Genomic DNA, 20,187 nt, shown 5'->3' with positions numbered 1-20,187 from the left:
GAACAGAGCATGGCGCGGCTGCTGCGCCCGTACGCGTGGAGTTTCGGCGCCGTCGTCCTGCTGCAGGTGATCGGCGCCGTCGCGGGGCTGGCGCCGCTGCTGGCGGTCGTCGAACTCGGCCGTACCCTGCTGTCCACCGGCCCGGTCGATCACGGTCGCGTCTGGACCGTCGTCGTCGTGGGCGCGGCCGGTCTGCTCGTCCGGCTGCTGTTCACGGCCGCGTCGTCCGGGATCGGGCACGTCGTCGACGGCCAGGTGCAACTGGCGTTGCGCCGGCGGCTCGCCGCGCGGCTGGGCCGCGTGCCGATCGGCTGGCTCTCCCGGCGCCGGACCGGCGAGCTGGCCAAGGTGGTGGGCGACGACGTGAGCGCCGTGCACCCGTTCATCGCCCACGCTCCCGGCGAGCTCGTCGCCGCCTTCGTGGTGCCGCTGGTGTCGCTGGTCTACCTGTTCACCGTCGACTGGCGGCTGACGCTGATCACGCTGGCGCCCGTGCTGCTGGCGGTGGCGCTGGTCCCCCTCATGATGACCCCGGCCCGGCTGCGCGAGCAGAAGGAGTTCGACGCGGGCATGGGCCGGATCTCCAACGCCGCCGTCGAGTTCGCGCAGGGCATCGCGGTGGTCAAGGCGTTCGGCGGGGCCGGTCGCGCCCACCGCAGGTTCCGTACGGCCGCGGACGAGTTCACCGACGCCTTCCTCCGCTGGGTGCGCGGCATGGCGCCGGTCGCCGCGGGGATGCAGCTTGCGCTGTCGCCGCCGTTCGTGCTGCTCGTCGTGCTCGGCGGCGGCGCGGCGCTGATCACGAACGGCGCCATGGAGCCGGCCGGGCTGCTGCCCTTCCTGCTGCTGGGGCTCGGCCTGACCGCTCCCGTGGCGGCCCTCGGCCACGGCTTCGACGACCTGCAGGCCGCCCGGCGCGCGCTCGGCCGGATCGGCGACGTGCTCGCGACGCCGCCGCTGCCGGAGCCCGCGCACCCGGTCGAGCCGCGCGGACACCGGGTGGAACTGCGCGGCGTGCGGTTCGGCTACGAGAGCGGGCACGAGGTGCTGCGCGGGATCGACCTGGTGCTGGAGCCGGGCACGGTCACCGCGGTCGTCGGGCCGTCGGGGAGCGGGAAGTCCACGCTGGTCCAGTTGCTGCCGCGGTTCTTCGACCCGACCCATGGCTCGGTCGTGCTGGGCGGCGCCGACCTGCGCGAGATCGGCAGCCGCGAGCTGTACCGGACGGTGTCCTTCGTCTTCCAGGACGTCCGCCTGCTGCGCGCGTCCGTCGCGGACAACATCGCGCTGGCCGTGCCGCACGCCGGCCCCGACGACGTGGTCCGCGCCGCCCGCCTGGCGAACATCCACGACCGGATCCTCCAGCTGCCCCGCGGGTACGCGTCGGTGATCGGCGAGGACGCCGGACTGTCGGGCGGCGAGGCGCAGCGCGTCGCGATCGCGCGGGCCCTGCTCGCCGACGCGCCCGTCCTGGTGCTCGACGAGGCGACCGCCTTCGCCGACCCGCAGACCGAACAGGCGGTGCGCCGGGCCCTGGCCGCCCTGGGAGGCGACCGGACCGTTCTCGTCATCGCCCATCGCCTGGAGACGATCGCCGACGCCGACACCGTCGTGCTGCTGGAGAACGGGGCGGTCGTCGAGCGCGGCGCGCCGGCCGAGCTGCTGGCGCGCGACGGCAGGTTCGCCGCGTTCTGGAAGTCCCACCGATCGGCCGTCGCCGGCGAGAGCGGCGCGCCCCGAGGAGACGAGCCCCGATGATCCGCATGTTGCTGCGCGTGCTGGGACCCGAGTACGCCCGGCCGGTACGTCGCACCCTGGCCCTGATGACGACGACCGCGGTGGCCGAGGGGCTGTCGTACGCGCTGCTGGTGCCGGTGCTGCGGGCGCTGTTCGGGAGCACGCCCGCGGACGCCCTGCCCTGGCTCGTCGCGTTCGGGGCCGCGGTCGCCGCCTACGCGGCGCTGCGCTACCGCAGCGACCTGTCCGGCTTCCGCGTCGCGACCGCGCTGCTGCGCGGCATGTTCCACCGGCTCGGCGACCACCTGGCCCGGCTGCCCCTCGGCTGGTACGGCCCCGACCGCGTCGGGGAGGTCTCCGTCCTGGCCGGCCGCGGCGTCCTGCAGGCCATGAGCGTGATCGTGCACCTGCTGGCGCCGTTCCTGTCGGCCTGCCTGACCCCGCTGACGATCGTGGCCGTGATGCTCGCCTACAACTGGCGGCTCGGGCTCGCGGCGCTGGCCGCCGCGCCGGTCGTGGCGGCCGTCCAGATCTGGACGGGACGCGCGACGGCCGCCGACGACGAGGAACGCCACGAACGCGACCACGAGGCCGCCGGGCGGGTCATCGAGTACCTCCAGGCCCAGCCGGTGCTGCGGGCCGGCGGCCGGACCGGCGAACGCTTCCGGCTGCTCGACGACGCGCTGCGCGAGGTCCGGCGCGCCTCCCGCCGTTCCGTGCTGTCGTCGCTGCCCGGCACCCTGGGCCTGACGCTCGCGGTGCAGGCGGTGTTCACCGCGCTGCTGGTCCTGGGTTTCTCCCTCGCGCTCGGCGGGACCGTCGGCGTGGCGGAGGTGCTGACGATCCTGGTGCTGGCCGCCCGCTGCGCGGATCCGCTGCTCTCGCTGTCGGGCATCGGCGGCAAGCTCCGCGGCGCGCGCTCCGTCCTGGCCAGGCTGGACGCGGTGCTGCGCACCGAGCCGCTGCCCGAGGCGCCCGAACCGGTCCAGCCCGTACGCCATGACCTGGAGTTCGCCTCCGCCGTCTTCCGGCACGGCGAGCGCACGGTGATCGACGGCGTGTCGTTGACGGTGCCACAGGGGCAGCGGCTGGCCGTCGTCGGGCCGTCGGGGGCCGGCAAGAGCACGCTGCTGCAGTTGATCGCGCGCTTCCACGACGTGGACGGGGGAGCGGTGCGGCTGGGCGGCGTGGACGTGCGCGCGATCGGCACGGAGGAGCTGATGGCGCGGATCGCGATGGTGCTCCAGGACGTCTACCTGTTCGACGGCACCATCGAGGACAACGTGCGGCTCGGCCGTCCCGGCGCCACCGAGGCCGAGGTGCGGGCGGCGGCGGCCGCGGCGCGCCTGGACGAGGTGGTCGAGCGGCTGCCCGGCGGATGGGCGACGAACGTCGGCGAGGGCGGCGCGCTGCTGTCGGGCGGCGAACGCCAGCGCGTCTCGATCGCGCGGGCGCTGCTGAAGGACGCGCCCGTCGTGCTGCTGGACGAGGTGACCTCCGCACTGGACCCGGTGAACGAGGCGGCCGTCCACGAGGGCATCGAGCGGCTGATGGCGGGGCGGACGGTGGTGATGGTCGCGCACCGGCTGCGGACCGTCCGCCGCGCCGACCGCATCGTCTTCCTGGACGGCGGCCGGATCGTGGAGCAAGGCGGCCACGACGAGCTGCTGCGCCGCGGCGGCCGCTACGCCGCGTTCTGGGACCTCTCCCTGGCCCCGGCCCAGTCGCGCGACTGAGCCGGCTGCCGGCGCGCGGCCCGGCGGGGCTCTCAGACGCGCACCACGGCGGTGCGGGCGTGCCCGCGGCTGCCGCCGACCATCACCTTGACCCCTCTCCTGGACCTGCGCACCCCGTGGTCGCCCTCCTTGACCGATCTGACCGGCCAGGGCAGCGTGATCCGCACCTCGTCGGCGGTCCTGGAGGGGTCGGAGACCGCCAGCCGCACCCGCCTGTGGTCGCGGCGGATCAGCAGCGCGCACGGGCCGTCGGCGGTGAGCGGCCCGTGCGTGGTCTCGACGGTCCCGGCGCGCCAGAAGACGGCGGCGAGCAGGTCGCCGCGGGAGATGGCCTGCGCCGTCCCCGAGTTGGCGAGGATCTCGACCCGCCGGGCGTAGGCCGCGGTCTGCGCGACGGAGGCGCCGGGCAGCACGGCGTAGGCGTAGCGGGCCCGGTGCGGGTCCACGCCGTGGTCCACCACGATCGTCGTGTAGTGCCGGGTGACGGGCGTGGTGTCGCCTCCGGTGGTGGCGCCCTGGTCGATGTCGCGCCAGCGGCCGGTGCGCTTCTCGCGGATCACCTTCGGCTCGGCGCCGTCGAGCAGCGCGTAGCCCGCCACGCCCGACAGGTGGACCCAGCCGTCGCCCCGGGCCAGCGGCGGGTGCGTGTCGTGGGTGTTGCGATTCTCCACGATCGTCTCGGCGCGGCGGCCGTCGGAGGCGGTGATCCCGGCGCCGAGGGCGATCACCGCGTCGTCGAGCAGGAACCACGCCTTCCTGGCCCGCAGCGAGGAGCCGTCGGCGACCAGCTTCATGGCCGCCACGCCGTACTCGCCGTCGAGCGCCACGCCGCCCGCCCACGGGGTGGGCGGCAGGGCGCGGCCGCCGTGCGGCAGGTCGGCGCGCCTGCGGCGGTCGACCGTGGTGCCCGGCAGCCGGTACGGGTCGATCGTGGGCCACAGGTCGTCGTTCCAGTGGGTGAGGTCATCGGTGTAGAGGTAGGTCATGCCGTCGCCGGTGTACCAACCGTGCAGGTTCTCCCGGTTCATGGCCTCGGCCGCGCCGACCCGCTCCGAGCTCATCGCGATCGCGTACGCCCAGGTGGGACGGCGGTGCACGACCCGGTCCATGTCGGCGAAGACGTACGTGCCCGTCATGCGCGGGCCGACCGGCACCGACGCGTCCTCCAGCAGGGCCCGGGCCTGCGCGATGCTCGGCAGCGGCGCGAGCGTGTCGTACGGGACGGCCTGGTTGCGGGTGAGCCAGCCCTTCACCATCGGCCGCCAGCGCCGGGCATGGCGCTCGGGCGCCGCCTCCAGCAGGGTGAGGATGGCCTCGACCGCCTTCGCCCCCGAGTGGTAGTCGCGGTGGCCCTGCACCGAGATCTGCCGGCCGCGCACGCAGTCCATCATCAGCCCGTCGAAGACGAACGGGACGAACGAGCGGTCGACAAGGTCGTAGACGTCGCCGATCCCGGTGATCCGCCACGGCGAGCGCGCCAGCATGGCGATGAGCTTGGCCACGCTGTCCAGGTAGTCGACGCCGTAGCTGCCGTTGTAGGGGTACACGCCGTGCTGGATGAACGACCCGTCACGGTAGAAGCCGTCGCCCGGGCCGGAGGTCGTCCGCAGCAGGTCGGACACCGCGTTCCTGGCCCGTTCGATGAGGCCCGCGTCGTGGGTGAGCAGCCCGCGCATCGCCACCGCCATGGCCTTGCCCGCCCGGTTGGCGCCGGTCTCGACGACGCCGGGGTGGCTGACGCGCCGCTCCGGGTCGGGGCACCAGCGGCGCAACGGCCGCAGCCAGCGCTCGACGCGGTCCCGGGGCAGGCCGTCGTACATCAGGGCGCAGGTGTCGGTCAGCGAGCGGGGGACGCCGATCTCCCACCAGTACCAGTTGCTGCCCCGCCGGTCGAGGCCCTCGTTGTAGGCGTGCTCGTACAGGAAGTCCAGGGCGCCGGCCGCGGTCTCGGCGACCCGCCGGTCGCCGTGCATGGCCGTGCCCGGCGTGGCCCAGCCCAGCGCCAGCGCCCGCATGCGGTTGTAGGAGCGGTTGAAGTTGCCGGTCCCGGGGTCGTCGAGCGGCAGGTCGGGCCACAGGCTCGGGCGGCCGGGGTCGGGCGCGAGCTTGCGCAGCACCGCGTTGGCCGAGCCCTCGACCGCCTGCGTCCGTTCGGTGTAGGCGGGGTCGTACGACCCGCCGGCCAGCAGGCCGACCCACCGTTCCCGCGCGGCGTCGAAGGCGGCGGCGCCGGTCGCCGCGTTCGAGGCCGCGGCCGGTCTCTGCCACAGGGCGAGGCCGGCCAGGGCGGCGGCGCCCAGCAAGGCGGACCGCCGGCTGAGGGGGTGGGGCATGGCGGCCTTTCCAGCAGATCTGGCGAGCATCAAGCAAAAATCATATGTCGATCAATGTCCGGACATCGCGGCGAGCAGCTCCCGTGGATCAGCCCTTCGGCATCCTGGCGAAGGCGTCCACCCAGAACCGCTGCTTGGCCTCGGCCTGGCCCACCAGGTAGGTGGCGCGCAGCTTCGGAGGCAGGTGGCGCAGCAGCCGGGCCACGACCTCGATGTGCTCGCGCAACTGCGACACCTCCGCGTTGGCGAAGATCTGGTGGACGGTGTCGGAGTCGGCGGTGCCCTCGCTGGAGGCCGCGGCCGCCGCCGCGAGCCGCGCCTCCCACGCGTCGGCCTCCGCGGCGAGCTCCCGGATGCCGATCGTCCTCCGGCCCGACAGCCGCTCCCGCAGCCCGGCGAGCGGGATCGGGGCGTACTCGCCCTCGCCCAGGTAGATCAGGCCGGTCTCCAGCGGCTCGCCGACCTGGTGCAGCTTGATCAGCCGCTCCAGGGTGCGCTTGGTCACCCACTCGCGGCCCTCGTCGTCGATGTCGTTCTTCCACCAGTCGAGCACCACCTCGGCGACCTCGCCGTAGGTGTCGATCAGCCACTGGTTGGCCGGGATGTCCTCGGGACGCACCTCGTAGCTGACCGTGAACCGGCTCGCCTGGGCCACGTTGTTGGAGCTGACCAGCAGCTTGCGGCCCAGGTGGTAGGGCGGGTTCTGCAACGCGACCTGGGCGCGCAGGTGGCTGATCGGGCGCCCGGCGAGCGACCACTCCTGGGTGACCTCCATCAGCTTGGCGAAGGTCGACTTGTCCTTGGGACGGTTGTACTCGTCCCAGACGAGCACCTTGGGGTCGGGCCCCAGCAGCGACCGGGTCAGCAGCACGTCGAGCGTGCCGTCAGGGGTCGGGATCGGCACGCACAGGTCCTCGACGTTGGTGACCGGCAGCGAGAAGTAGACCGGAGGCCGCCCGATCTCCTCGGCGACGACCTGCTTGGTGACCTCGGTCTTGCCGCAGCCGGGCGGCCCCTGCAGCAGCACCGCCCACCGGTTGCGCACGGCCGCGCGCAGGATGCGCCGCACCGGGTCGGGGACGCTCCGGGGGTTGGCCGCGCCCACCGCCGCCGCGATGCGGTCGAGGATCTCGCCGGTGCGGTCCTTGCCCGGCGACCCGTCCTGCCCGGGTTCGGACAGCTCGACGCGGGCGCCGTTCAGCAGCGGCAGCCCCCACCGCAGCGGGAACCCATCGCGGGCGCAGTCGAGGACGTGCTCGAGCGTGCGCGGAGAGAGCAGGTGGCGCAGGTACGGGCTCAGCCCGGCCCAGAGCCGGAACACCTCGGTGAGATCCCAGCCGGAGTGCCGGGCCGCCAGGTGGTGGCGCCAGCCGGTGTCGTTGGCGGTGATGCGGAGGGTCACCATGCGGTCGAGGACGGCCAGGTCGCTGCGGCGCGCGCTCGTCTCGGCCGCCGACTCGTTGTCGGTGAGGAACACCCCCACGCATCCCAGGGCGCGCAGGTCGTGCTCGCCGAGCGTCCAGTTGCAGGCGACCTGCATGAGCTGCGCCTGGATCGTGTCGCCGGCCTGCAGCGAGTCGTCGATCAGCAGCACGAAGGGCCGCCCCGGGCGGAGCTGGCGCATCAGCAGCTGACGCAGGGCGAGCTCGCCGCTGCGGTCGTCGCGCACGGGCGCGTTGACCAGCAGGTCGTCGGGGGTCAGGTTGGCCGCGGGGATCAGCACGACCTCGGTGCCCGGGTACGCCTCGGGGATGTAGGACATGAAGGTCGAGGTCTTGCCGATGCCGTGCTCGCCGAAGACCTGCCCGGTCTGCCCCATGGACAGCATGGCGTCGATGAAGCGCTCCAGCCTCGGCCGGGCGGTCTTCCGCGGCGGCTCGGGGTAGGTGGCGTTGGGCTTCCAGCCGGCGGCGACCGTGAGAGCGGGCTCGGTGATGGTCACGTGGGGGTTCTCTCCGTCTCGTGCGGCCGGCGGATCAGCGGTCGCCGGTGGTGACTCGGTGGCAGGCCATCGGCGGCCGGTGGTTCTCGGGCCAGGTGTCGCCGCCATCGGTGATCAGCCAGATCCACCGGTCGGGATCGGCCGGGGTGACGGGGTCGGCGTAGCCGTCCGTCACCATGATCACGGCGTCGGGGGTGACGTCGAACGCGCGGCCGTCGACCTCCAGGCGGCCCTCGGCGTAGTCGACGACGTTCTGGAAGTTCGTGCCGCCGCCGCCCAGCACCCGCTCGCCCGCGACGAACGGCATGACCCGGCCGTCGAAGCTCAGCCAGTGCGTCTCCACGCCCTCGCTCTGGCCGACGAGCGTGGTCAGCCACTCCACCACCTCGTCGGACATGGATCCCGAGGTGTCGATGGCCACCAGCACCACCTTGGTGCGCTCGGGGCCGCGCCGCGACAGCATCGGGTCGTGCCCCAGCGCCAGCAGCACGGCGCCCAGCTTCTTGGGGTAGACCAGGCGCTCGCCCTCGCGCAGCTTGGAGGCCAGCGTGTCGACGAGCCAGCGCTTCCACCACTCGACCCTGCGGGTGCGCGGGGTCTCGCCGCGCAGCGCCGCCAGACCCAGGGAGCCCCACATGCGGGTGAGCCGGTCGCCCCCGCCCTCGGTGCGCCCGGCCAGGTCGAGCAGCTCGGAGCGGGCCTGCTCGTTGCCTCCCAGGGCCTGGCGCATGACCTCGCCCAGCACCTCCTGGGCGACCCGCTCCACGGTCTCCGGATCCAACGGCACGCCGTCGCCGTCCATGTGGACGCAGAGCGGCAGCGGCACCGGCGGGTTCGTCATCCGCTTGAGCTCGCCGTAGACCGACAGGTCGGTGACGACGAACTCGTCGTAGGACAGCGGGCTCAAGCCCTGGGCGCGCAGATCCTCGGCGTAGTGCCGGTGGACGGCCCGCGGGTCGATGCCGACCTTCTCGTGCTCCTCCGTGCCGGGCAGTTCGCGCCTGCCCAGCCGGGTGAGCACGACGTGGTTGATGGTCACCTCGGTGGCCACGGTGAACACCGGGTCGGCGCGCAGCTCCTCCTCGACGTAGAGGTGGCGCTGGATGAGGTGACGGGCCTCGTGGTAGAGCACGAACTTGACGCCGTGGATGCCCAGGGCGACGAAGAAGCCGGGGTTGTACAGCAGCAGGCAGCTGCCGTCGCCCGAGGCGACGACCGCCGCCGTGGGGACGGCGGTCGTCGGGATCTGGTGGTGGCACTTGGCGTAGAGCCACGACGCCACGGCGCTGTCCCTGATGCCGAAGTCGAGCAGCGCGGCCTCCTTGAGCTGGTGGGCCTGCTCGACGACGGCGGGGTCGGCGGGCTCGTGCTCGGCCAGGGCGCGCCGGTCGGTGAGGTCGATGACGCCCCTGTGGCCGGCGTGGCGTTGTCCGGGCGCAGTGCTCACCCTTCCCCCTTCTGCGTGTCGTCGGCACCCGCACCCTACTGATCGCCACCGACAATCCGGCGGGTGCGCTCAGCCCGCCGCGGCCGCGGCGGTGCGCAGCAGCTCGGTGAGCGATCCGGTCCATCCCGGCAGCATGCTCACGGCCAGCAGCCAGGCTTCCGGACTGTCCTTGAGGGTGTCGCGCATGAGGGCCGACAGGGCTTCGTACCCGCCGTCGTCCCCGCCGTGCCGGTTGAACTGCCGGAGCACGTTCTCGGCGGGGAAGCCGTGCTCCACGGCCTGGGCCCAGGTGACGCGCCCGGCCTCGACGGCAGGGATCAGCCAGCCGTCGGGGTGGCCGACTTCGAACGTCCTGAGGACCTTCTCGGGGGCCATGCCCGACATCAGCCGGCCGTACATCTTCCCCTCGAAGGTCAGCAGCACGGTCTCGGCCTCCTTGAGGAACTCCTCCGGGCAGCCGGGCACGCGGGGCAGCAGGCCGACGATGTCGCTGTGGAAGGGCTCGCGGCGGTGCTCGGCCAGCAGTTCCGCCCAGTGCCACTGGTGGGTCTCCTTGAGCATCGCGGCCCGGTCCCTGCGGGTGCGCCACATCGCGATCTGCGCCTGGGCGGAGGTGCCCTCCGCGACCCGCGCCTCCAGTTCCGCCAGCGCCGACCGGGGGTCCGGCCGCTTCAGCAGGTCCTCGATCACCTCGCGGGACCTGTCGTACGTGGAGAACGTGACGGGCGGCTGGGACAGCATCTCGGCGACCGCCTCGGCCCCCCATGTCCGCCAGACGTGCAGGAACAACCGCAACTGCGGGACGGGGCCGAGGACGTACACGGTGCCGAGCATCCGGTCGAAGAGCCCGCGATGGGAGCAGGCGTGGAGGTCGGCGACACGCCAGTTCTCGGCGTGCTCGGGCCGGGAGGGGAAGGCGTCCGGCGGGGACGGCTGCTCCGCCGCGACGGCGAGGATCCTGGCGCGCTGGTCGTCGGTGCAGGCGGCGTGCCAGAACAGCTGGAGGAGCACCTTGGGGTCCGCGGTGCTCATCAGCTGTTCGATCGTCTCCGTCTCCAGGCCGGGCCGGCCGGCCAGGATCCACGCGGGGGACGCCCAGCCCTTGGGGGCGGTCGCCAGCGCCTGGCCGGGCCAGGCCGGACGCCAGCCGCCCAGACGGTAGAGATCGTGCAGGGTCTGCCCGTCGAGATGGGGCGCCAGGGCCGCGTGCGCGGCGTCGGAGGCCGCGTCCAGCAGCGTCGCGTAAGCGATCCGCACCGGCGTGTAGTACGAAGGGGCCGAGGAGTAGGGGCAGGCGGCGGCCTCCGGCCATTCCCCGTCGACGGGGTTCGCCGCGGCCTCGGCGAGCAGTTCCGGAACGGTGCCGGGGAAGTCCTTCAGCAGGGCGCGGGCCGACCGCCAGGCGCCGACGTCGTCCCCCAGGTGCTGCTCGACCAGCTCCGCCAGCCGCTCGGTGAACTCCTCGACCGCCGGGCCCTCCCGGACCTCGCGCACGGCCTGGAGGACCGCGACGGCAGGGGCGCCGCCGGTGACCAGCTCGGCTCCGCCGATCCCCCGGCCCAGCCCGCGCTCGATCAGGATCCGCGTCGCCTTGGCCCGGCCGCGCTTGTTGCAGTCGGCCCGCACCAGCGCCACGTCCAGGTGCGCGGCGTTCTCGGCGACCGCCACGGGATGCCGGGCGTAGAGCAGGACGCGCAGCTCGCCCGGGCATCCGGGATGGGCGGTCAGGGCTTCGGCGGCTCCCTTGACGAACGGCTTCCTGCGCGCGGCGGCGGTGAGGGCCGCCCAGTCCAGCGGCTCCCGCCACTCCAGGGCTCGGTGGTGGTCCTCGGGCGTCTCCCGGTCGTACAGCTCGGCGATGAGACCCTCGATGCCCTCGGCCCGTTCGGCCGCCGCGCGCAGGACGCCGGCGTCCGCCGTGTCGAGGACGGTCCGGAGCACGCCGGCGACCTCCGGCCGCAGCGGCCCGGCGTCGACGCGGGCGAGCCGCTCCAGGCCATCCTCGGCGTGGTCGTGCAGGGTGAGCAGCGCGTTGAGCTGTTCGGCGACCAGCGTCACCTCCGGCTCGCTGGTCTCGAGGACGCGCCGCGCGTAGTCGAACACCGGTGACAGATCCCCGTTCCCGGCGGCGGCGACGACCTTGCGGCGCAGGCGCCACGACCATGCCGCCCCCCACGTGTGGGCGCGCCTGACGACCTCGGGATGCCCGGTCGCGGCCAGCCGCTCCCGCACGTCGGCGCGGTCTCCGGTGGCCCCGGCCGACATCAGCGTCTCGACGAACGGCGCGATGTCGCCGGCCAGCACCTGCTCGATCCGGTCCCGCGTGGCGGGGTCGGAGAGCAGCCGCGCGTTGTCCAGCACGGCGGCCAGGAACCGGGGGTCGCGCAGGGACAGCGCGTCCCGCACCAGGCTGTCGGGGATCCGCCGGCCGACCCGGAGCACCTTCTCGATGACGTCGGCGGCCCCGGCCAGCGGCCGGGTCCAGTCCTCGACCGTGGCGGCCTCGACCAGCGCCGGTACTTTGTCCCACGGGTAACCAGACATCCTCACTCCGTTGTCTCGACGCCGGTGGCGGCGGCCGCGGTGCGTACCAGCTCCGCCACCGATCCGGTGAACTCGGGCAACATGCGCAGGGCCAGCACCCAGGCCTGCGGGCCGCGGTCGAGGTGGGCGCGTACCAGCGGGGCCAGCGGCGTCCGCATGCGGTCGCCCCACGCGGCCAGGACCCGGGGGGCCGGACGTGCGTGCTCCAGGACGTCCTCCCAGGTCAGCTCCTCCCGCCTGACCGCCTGGAGCAGCCAGCTCCCACGGTCGCCGGTGAGGTCCACCATGCTCACGATCTCCCGTGGTGTTCGCCCCTCAGCCTGCAGGAGCAGGACCTTCTCCGGCGTGCTCCAGTCGCCGATCGCCTCGGACTCGTCGCGGATCTCGGGGGGACACTCGGGGATGTTGCTCAGCCCGGCCAACGCCACCGGGGCCAGCGGGTGACGGGCGTGCTCGGCCAGCAGCTCCGCCCAGTGCCAGTGGTGGGCCTCGCGGAACAGCTCGGCCCCGGAGAAGTACTGCTCGCGCAGCGCCGCGATCTGCCATGCGGCCGTCTCGCCCTCGGCCACCTGTGCCCGGAGCTCGGCGAGGGCGGCGTCCCGGTCCTTGCCGGCCAGCAACGTCGTGACGGTCTTGCGTACCTCCCTGCGGATGACCTTGCGGGTGTGGGCCACCGCCACCGGCTCGTTCTTCAGGAGCGCGGCCACCGCGTCCGCGCCGTGCCGCTCCCACAGGTTCAGCATCATGCGCAGTTGCGGGACGATCCCACGGACCCGGACGTGCCGCAGGATGTGCCGTTGCAGCTCGACGTCGGCGCAGTCCACCGGGTCGCGTCCACGCCATCCGGAGGTGCGTCCCATGAGCTCCCGGATCAGGGCGGGGTCGAGCGGGAGCGGTTCTGTGGCGCCTTCCCGCAGGGGACGCCCGGACAGCAGCCGCTCGCGTTGCGGGGCCGTGACGCCGGTCCGCCGGAACAGCCGGGCGTTGACGGCGGGGTCGTCCAGCCGCATCAGCATCTCGACGGCGTCGGCGGTGAACGAGGCGCGGTTGGCCAGCACCTGTACGTACCGGGGCTGCCGCGCGGTCAGCGCGAGGTCGATCCACTCCGTTCGCCATCGCCCGTGACCGAACAGGTCGCAGACGGTGCGGTCGTCCAGATGGGGCAGCAGGGCGGCGTGCGTGGCGGTGGGCGCGGCGTCCAGCAGCGTGAGGAAGGCCGCCCGCGCGCCGGTGACCGCGGAGGAACGCTCCGAGGCGGGCATGCCGGCCCCGCCGGGCCAGCCGCCCGTGGCCTTCGTCGCCGTGGTGGCGGCCCTGTCGAGGAGCTCGGGAACCGTCCCGCCGAACCGGGACAGCAGCGCCCGCGCCGACCGCCACGCCTCGACGTCCTCTCCCAGGCGCTCGCGAACCAGGACGGCGAGCAGGGCCGCGAGGTCCTTCCACGCGGGCGCCGCCCCCTCGGGCGGCTGCCGGACGGCCTCCAGCACCGCGGCGGCGGGCCGCGCCGACTCCAGCGTCCGCGCGGCGGTGAGGCCCTCGTCGAGCCCGCGGCGTACCAGCACGGCCGTCGCCTTGGCGGCGCGCGGTCCGCCCGGGGACAGGAGGAACAGCTTCGGGTCCACGCGTGCCGCATGGGTCGCGACCAGCACGCTCCGCTCCTGGTACCAGGCCGTACGGAGCTCGTCGGGAAAGTCGGGACGGGCGATCAGCAGTGCGGTGGCCTTCTCGTCGAAGGGCCGGTTCGCGGCGGCGGCGGCCACGGCGGTCCAGTCGACCCGGTCGCGCAGCGCCAGGTGCTCCTCACGACGCTGCTCCTGACGGTCGTCGTAGAGCTCCTCGATCAGTCCGCCGGTGCCCTCGGCGCGCTCGACCGCCTCGCGCAGGGCGCCCACGTCGGCCAGCGCCTCCCGTACGACCTCTTCGACCTCGGGGCGCAGGCCGCCGGCGTCGGCGACCAGCTCCAGGGCCGCGCGCCCGCCGTCGTGGTCGTGGAGGGTGAGCAGGGCGCGCAGCTGCTCGGCGCGGCTGAGCGTGTCGCCCGCCCTTTCCAGGCAGGTACGCGCTGCGTCCGGCAGGGGGCAGACCACAGCCGCCGGCAGCGCGAGGGGATCGAGCTGCAACAGGTCGGCGAGCACCCCTTCCGGGCCGGTCCAGCCGGCGCCACGGGGGGCCGCCAGGATGGTCCGCCGGGCGCGCAGCGGCCATTCGCGCGACCAGAACGACGGCCTGTTCGACCAGTGGTTGGTCACGTACATGGCCGCCTTCGCCACTTCGGCGTGGCCGGTGGCGGCGAGCCGGTCGACCAGCGACGGCTTGGCGGCGATGAGCGATTTGTTGCCGGCCAGCCGGCCGAGCAGCACGGGGTCGTCCTCGGCGAACACGGCCTCGATGAGCGCGTCCGGTAACAGGCCTTCGCCGAGGGCGGGGGCGAGGACGTCCGAGGCCGAGGCGAGAGGGTGGCGCCAATCGTCCAGTTCGGAGACTTGTAACAGGTGCGAGCTGCTGATGGGGGACTCCGGTGGTGTCGTCGGAGAGCGGCGGCGGACAGGCGTGGGAGTGTAGTTGATCAACGGCCGTCGGTTCAGCCTGTCGGGCGGGCCGCCTCCATCGCCGCCGCCACGGCCGCGCCCGCACGCCGCCGACCCGGCCGCGGCGGAGTTCTTCGCCACGCTCGACGGTCAGGTGGACGACCGGTCAGCGAGGCGGCGCACTCAGCAGGGCGCGGGCCGCGCGGACCAGGTCGGCGTTGGTCGCCGCCGGGGTCCCGTCGGGCAGGTCCAGCACATCCTCCAGGCCGACGCGCGTGTCGAGTCCGAGCTCGCCCGCCAGGCCGAGCACCGGCCACGCCGCCCCGTCCTCGGCGTGGAGCAGGATCGGCGCCCGCAGCCCGTCGCCGAGCTCACCCAGCAGCGTGCGGGCGGCGGCCGGCGCCGTGCGCGGATCGGTGTCGGTCACCTCCGCAAGCACCCGCAGGACGCGGCCCGCGAGCGGCGAGGCCAGGAACCTGCGCGCCGCCGGCGTACCGGAGAAGATGCCGGCCTCGATCCCGACACCGCGCTCCAGTAACGCCTCGGCCACCTCCTCGGCGCCCTCCTCGTGCCAGTTGACCGAGGCGTGGTCGGGCAGGACGGACCAGGAACGGATGAACTCCACCCGCCGGCGGGGATCCGGCGCCGCCCACGCGCCGGTGGTGACCCCGACCGGTGTGCCGGGGACGGCCGCGCGTACCGCGGTGACCGCGGCGGCCACGTGCTCCGGGGCCAGGCTGTCGGTGCCGTCGGGGGCTTTCGGGTGGAGGTGGACGTCTGTCGCGCCGGCGGCGACGGCTTCCCGGACCGCCGCGGCCAGCTCGGCCGGCGAGACCGGCAAGTTCGGACACGCGCTCCGGTCACGGGCACCGTTCGGACACACTTGCAGCATGCAGGCATGATGCCAGGCGGCGGCGACCAGGGATCGACGCGGCAGAGCGGACGGGGCCTCGACCCCCGGACGCCCGGATCGTGAGCGACCGAAGCATGACGGTCTCCCCTTTCACCGGACCCGCTCGAAATCGAGATGCGCCGAGTCCGTGGTCCGGGTGAAGATGGCCGCGCCCGGTCGTGGGAGCCGGCACCCCGGAAGAGGAGCGTGCCATGAGCGCCATCGGATCCGCCGACCCGGAGGTCCGGGTGAGCACGGGAAGGCTGCGCGGGCGGACGGAGGACGGCGTGGCCGTCTTCCGCGGTGTGCCGTTCGCGCGTCCGCCGGTCGGCGCCCTGCGGCTGGCCGCGCCGGTGCCGGCCGAGCCGTGGGACGGGGTGCGCGAGGCCGGCGCGTTCGGTCCGCCGCCGCCGCAGTCCAGGCTGCTGGGCGCGTCCCGCCCCTCCAGCGCGGACGGCGCGGACGGCGACTGGTTGACGCTCAACGTCTGGTCCCCTGACCTGGGAGCCGCCCGGCTGCCGGTGATGGTGTGGATCCACGGCGGAGGCTACATGTACGGCTGGTCCGGCGACCCGGTCTTCGACGGCCGCGTACTCGCCCGGGACGGCGTCGTCGTGATCACCTTCAACTACCGGCTCTCCGCCGAGGGCTTCGGGCACTTCCCGGGGGCACCGGCCAACCGCGGGTTGCTGGACCAGGTGGCCGCCCTGCGCTGGGTGGCTGACAACATCGCGGCCTTCGGCGGAGACCCGGACCGGGTGACCGTCTTCGGGGAGTCCGCCGGCGCGGGGAGCGTCGCGGCGCTGATGGCGATGCCCGGGGCCGCCGGCCTGTTCCGCGGGGCGATCGCGCAGAGCGTGCCCGGCCTGTTCTTCTCCGCCGAGCTGGCCGCCGACATCGCCGCCGCCGTGGCCGGCGAGCTGGGCCTGCCGCCGCTCGCCGGCGACCTCGCCCGCGTGTCGCCCGAGCGGCTGATCGACGCCGGGGACGCGGTGGCGGACAGGATGGGCGGCTGCCCGCGGTGGGGCGGGGCCGCGTACGTCCGGACGCCGTTCGCGCCGGTCGTGGACGGCGAGGTGCTGCCCGCGGCGCCGTTGCAGCCGTCGGCGGACGGGGCCGCGCGCGACGTGGACCTGGTCGTGGGGCACACCCGCGACGAGTATCGGCTGTTCATGGCCGTCGGCGGTGACCTCGGCCAGATCACCGCCGAGCAGGCGGCCACCGCGCTGCGCGAGCTCGCCCCCGATCCCGAGGCCTACCGAGCCGCCCATCCGGGGGCCGGCGAGGAGCGGCTGTACGAGCTGGTGCACTCCGACTGGTTGTTCCGGATGCCTTCCCTCCGGCTGGCCGAGGCCCACCGGCGGCGCGGCCGGGTTCACCTGTACGAGCTGACCTGGCCGGCCCCCGGCATGGGCGGCGTCCTCGGCGCCTGTCACGGGCTCGGCCTGCCGCTGACGTTCGGCAACCTGACCGCCGGCGCAGCAGGACTGCTGATCGGACAGGATCCGCCACCGGCCGCGGCCGAGCTGTCGGCCCGGATCCGCGCGGCGTGGACCGCCTTCGCCGCGACCGGGGATCCGGGCTGGCCGGCGTACGAGCCGCGGCACAGGCATACCTGGGTCATCGATGCCGAGCCGCGCGTGACGGCGTACCCGGAGGAGACCTCCCGTGCGTTGTGGGCCCGGCACGGCTTCGAACCCCTGACGCCGCTGCATCCCCTTACCCATGAACGAGCCGCCCCAGGTGGTTCCGCCATGTCAAGGAGGACGTCTCATGCGCTGGTTGGACGTGCGCCGACACAGCTTGACCAAGAAGGGCGCGACGCGCGGCCGGGGATCTCATCTGTCGGCTGACGGCGTCCTCCTGGCCCGTGCCATCGGTTCTGGAGCCGGTCCCTACGAGCGCGTCGTCACCAGTTCGTCCCCACGGGCGGTCGAGACCGCCGTCGCGATGGGGTTCGCCGTCGACGACACCATGGAGATGCCGTCAGGCTACGTGTCCGGAGAGATCCCTCGGCATGCGCAGTGGGACTGGAGCGAGCCGTACCGGCAGATGGCGGACATCATCCGGAAGGGACGTGGGGACCTCCGTTCGCACACTGCGATGGCGTACGCCTCGGCTTCACCGACGGTCACTTCGTCAGCGTGGACTTCCGTCGGGCCGCTCGGTACGACCGGAGTACTGACTAGCTGCACCTGTAGCCGTGGTCGTCCCAGCAGGAGTCGGCCGCGGCCACCTCGACCCACAAGCCTTGGTGCCGGCCTTCCGGAGCGGTGTCAGTGGCCTCTTTGATCGCGATCCCGATGAGCCGCTGATCGACTTGGTCGACGAGCTGGAAATCGGTGCAGCCCGGAGCGCATGCCGCCGAGGCAGGAGACCATCCCGCCTCGACGAACGCCTTCCACAACGCGTCACGTCGGAGTTCCGGGCTGACCAGGACGGACAGTGCGGCGCCGTTGTTGGCGGAGTCGCATCCGTTCCATTCGTCGACGCTCACCCGCTTGTCCGACGCCAGAACGGCGCTGACCGCCTGCAGATACAGAGCGTTCTCGCGCTTCGCCCGGTCCACGCACAGCTGGCCGCTCCCGGACATGCCCTCATCGCCAGGTCCGGATGCACAGCCGGCCAGAGCGCAGGCCAGCACCATCAAGGCGCTCACCATGCGGAACGTCCCGGATGGCGGAATCGAGTGACGTAACCCCATGGGTGAAGTAGATCATCTGCCGAGGAGGCGGGCAAAGCGCTGCGGCCGTCCGGGAGTCGAGGGAAATCGTCGGGACAGTGATGTCCGTCGCTGTCCCTGATCAGCAGGACGCCGGCATCGGCCCTGCAGTACTCTCTCAGCGTTTGATCTTGAGGGTAGGCGCGAGCTGCGGCTACAGCGGCGACGGCCGGCGGTCGAGTGCGCCAAGGCTGGTCAGAACCTGGAGGAGAACAGGAATGCGAAGAACCTGGCCAGTGGCGCTGGTGGCACTCGCCACAGTGGTCATGGGCGGCGCGACGCCGGCGAGTGGCGAAGCGGCCGTTCCGGCAACCGCTTCGACGACGGCAACCGCTTCGACCACGGCGACGACGACGGCGACGGCAGCGGTTTGCGGCAGCTCGTCGCTGAACGGTCCCACCACGCCGCCCCCCGGCGCGGTCGTCGTCCCCGCGGGCGACAACAGCGGTGTGAACCTGCACCAGGCGAACACCACGTACTACTTCGAGACCGGCACGCACACGCTGGGCACCGACCAGTACGCCCAGATCAGACCCGGCGACGGCGCGACGTTCATCGGCGCGCCCGGCGCGGTGCTGAACGGGCAGCGGCTGAACCGGTACGCGTTCAGTGAGCAGGCGACCGGCGTCACGATCCGGTACCTGACCATCACCGGGTTCGTCGCGCCCCACGATGAAGGCGTGGTCAACCACGACTCCGGCGACGGCTGGGTCGTGGAGCACAACACGATCCGCGACAACTCCGGCGCGGGGCTCATGGCCGGGGCCACGAACAAGATCCGTGGCAACTGCTTCAAGGACAACGGGCAGTACGGCCTGAACGCGTACAAGTCCGGCAACACCATCACCGGCCTCGTTGTGGCGGACAACGAGTTCACCGGCAACAACACCGAGGACTGGGAGCACCAGATCCCCGGGTGCGGATGTACCGGTGGCATGAAGTTCTGGGCGGTGAACGGTGCCGACGTGACCGGTAACTGGATCCACGGCAATCACGGGCCGGGAGTCTGGGCGGACACCAACAACAACGACTTCCTCATCGAGGACAACCTCATCGAGGACAACGACTCGCTCGGGATCTTCTACGAGATCAGCTACAACGCCGTGATCCGGAACAACACCATCCGCCGCAACGCCTGGGCCTCCGGTGCCGAGCGGGCGGCGAAGGGCGACCCGTTCCCCGAAGCGGCGATCTACCTGTCCGAGGCGGACGGCGAGCCCCGCCTGAAGGCGCGGACCAGCAAGATCGAGATCACCGGCAACCGGCTCGAGAACAACTGGGGCGGGATCACCGCGTGGGCGAACGCCGACCGGTTCTGCAACAGCCCGGCCTCGACGACCGGCGACTGCACGCTGATCGTCGGCCCGACCAACACCTCACGGTGCTCGGCTCCCGCCATCGCCGGCGAGCCGCTCTACACCGACTGCCGCTGGTGGACGAAGAACCTCGACATCCACCACAACACGTTCGCCTTCGACCCCAGCGCCGTCGACGGCGGCTGCCCGACGCAGTACTGCGGGCACATGGCCCTGCTGTCCAACTGGGGCACGTACCCGGACTGGTCCCCGTACAAGGGGGCCGTGATCCAGCAGTCGATCGTCCACGAGTCGAACAACTCCTGGCACGACAACACCTACACGGGACCGTGGCAGTTCAGGGTCACCGACATGGGCACGCGCATCGTGCCCGGCCTGTGGGTGGGCCCCCAGTACGGCCAGGACGCCGGGAGCACGTTCGACGGGGGCACGCCCGCCCCGCCGGCGATCGCCGAGCAGGACTTCGAGTCCGGTACGACGACCTCGCCCTACGCCCCGTGGTACGGCGCCGCCGTGGCGCACCGGACCGGCGACGCGCACGGCGGCACAGGCTCGCTGCAGATGACCAGCACCCAGGGGTCCGGCAGCGCGGTGGCGCTCGACAACTTCCCGGGGTACAGCGGTGTGGTCGCCGGTACGAGCTACCAGGTGTCGCTGTGGTACCGGGAGGCCGTGGCCACCATGCCCGCCGTCACCTGGAACGTGCGGTGGCGCGACGAGTCCGGCACGGTCCTGCGTACCGACGCCATCTCCCTGGCCCGCAAGACCGCCTGGACCGAAGCGGCCGGCACGTTCACCGCGCCCACGGGCGCGACCCGCGTCGACTGGACCTTCGTCTGGAACGCGAGCGCCGCCGGACCCGCGTTCCAGATCGATGATCTGGCGATCCGTCCCGCGAAAGCCTGAGCCTTCCTGGCACGCCACGCGCGAACAGGCCGTGGGTGACGTCTCGGGACCTCGGAACCCCTCGAACCTACGGGTTCGGGGGGT

At 73.1% G+C, this 20,187-nt stretch carries 12 protein-coding genes; 4 read left to right on the top strand and 8 right to left on the bottom strand.

Translation table 11 applies throughout. The features are described from left to right. The first annotated feature begins 9 nt into the window (after window positions 1-9). Together HT134_RS08690 and HT134_RS08685 are read left to right on the top strand one after the other, a co-directional pair. Complete coding sequence (locus tag HT134_RS08690; RefSeq protein WP_175599622.1) at window positions 10-1,758, top strand: ABC transporter ATP-binding protein; 1,749 nt, start codon at window positions 10-12, stop codon at window positions 1,756-1,758. Beyond that, window positions 1,755-3,473: an ABC transporter ATP-binding protein gene (locus tag HT134_RS08685; protein WP_175599621.1), complete on the top strand. Its 1,719-nt coding sequence runs from the start codon at window positions 1,755-1,757 to the stop codon at window positions 3,471-3,473. The genes HT134_RS08690 and HT134_RS08685 overlap by 4 nt, the downstream gene beginning before the upstream one ends. A gap of 32 nt (window positions 3,474-3,505) precedes the next feature. On the opposite strand, the gene HT134_RS08680 is transcribed toward HT134_RS08685, so the two are convergent. The 6 genes from HT134_RS08680 to HT134_RS08655 form a co-directional block, all read right to left on the bottom strand. Next, window positions 3,506-5,806: a polysaccharide lyase 8 family protein gene (locus tag HT134_RS08680; protein WP_175599620.1), complete on the bottom strand. Its 2,301-nt coding sequence runs from the start codon at window positions 5,804-5,806 to the stop codon at window positions 3,506-3,508. Window positions 5,807-5,894: 88 nt separating this feature from the next. Next, entirely contained in the window at window positions 5,895-7,748 is a 1,854-nt protein-coding gene (locus HT134_RS08675) for an AAA family ATPase (RefSeq protein WP_312888042.1), read from the bottom strand. A 34-nt stretch (window positions 7,749-7,782) separates the two neighbouring features. Continuing rightward, window positions 7,783-9,195, bottom strand: a complete 1,413-nt coding sequence (locus HT134_RS08670) for a DUF2201 family putative metallopeptidase (protein WP_175599618.1) — start codon at window positions 9,193-9,195, stop codon at window positions 7,783-7,785. Between the two features lie 69 nt (window positions 9,196-9,264). After that, window positions 9,265-11,739 (bottom strand): hypothetical protein, encoded by a 2,475-nt coding sequence (locus HT134_RS08665; protein WP_175599617.1) that lies wholly within the window; start codon window positions 11,737-11,739, stop codon window positions 9,265-9,267. A gap of 2 nt (window positions 11,740-11,741) precedes the next feature. Continuing rightward, window positions 11,742-14,120, bottom strand: coding sequence for a hypothetical protein (locus tag HT134_RS08660; RefSeq protein WP_175599616.1), 2,379 nt, complete (start codon window positions 14,118-14,120; stop codon window positions 11,742-11,744). Between the two features lie 313 nt (window positions 14,121-14,433). Further along, window positions 14,434-15,159, bottom strand: a complete 726-nt coding sequence (locus HT134_RS08655) for a 3-keto-5-aminohexanoate cleavage protein (protein WP_175599615.1) — start codon at window positions 15,157-15,159, stop codon at window positions 14,434-14,436. 212 nt (window positions 15,160-15,371) lie between these two features. Between HT134_RS08655 and HT134_RS08650 the strand changes: the two genes are divergently transcribed. Then, window positions 15,372-17,012 carry a carboxylesterase/lipase family protein gene (locus tag HT134_RS08650; protein WP_175599614.1) on the top strand — a complete coding sequence of 547 codons (1,641 nt, stop codon included), beginning with the start codon at window positions 15,372-15,374 and terminating at the stop codon, window positions 17,010-17,012. Window positions 17,013-17,344: 332 nt separating this feature from the next. Here the strand turns inward: HT134_RS08650 and HT134_RS08645 are convergent, their stop codons facing one another. Together HT134_RS08645 and HT134_RS44635 are read right to left on the bottom strand one after the other, a co-directional pair. Further along, a complete protein-coding gene (locus HT134_RS08645) occupies window positions 17,345-17,809 on the bottom strand; it encodes a hypothetical protein (RefSeq protein WP_175599613.1) in 465 nt (154 codons plus the stop codon). Window positions 17,810-18,035: 226 nt separating this feature from the next. Continuing rightward, on the bottom strand, window positions 18,036-18,284 hold the full coding sequence (locus HT134_RS44635; RefSeq protein WP_217707247.1) for a hypothetical protein: 249 nt from the start codon (window positions 18,282-18,284) through the stop codon (window positions 18,036-18,038). Between the two features lie 46 nt (window positions 18,285-18,330). Between HT134_RS44635 and HT134_RS08640 the strand changes: the two genes are divergently transcribed. Further along, a complete protein-coding gene (locus HT134_RS08640) occupies window positions 18,331-20,103 on the top strand; it encodes a right-handed parallel beta-helix repeat-containing protein (protein WP_217707246.1) in 1,773 nt (590 codons plus the stop codon). Window positions 20,104-20,187 lie beyond the last annotated feature (84 nt).

The sequence above is a fragment of the Nonomuraea rhodomycinica genome (assembly GCF_013363995.1).
In the GTDB taxonomy this organism is placed as follows: Bacteria; Actinomycetota; Actinomycetes; order Streptosporangiales; family Streptosporangiaceae; genus Nonomuraea; species Nonomuraea rhodomycinica.
This window is presented reverse-complemented; position numbering and strand designations above follow the sequence as displayed.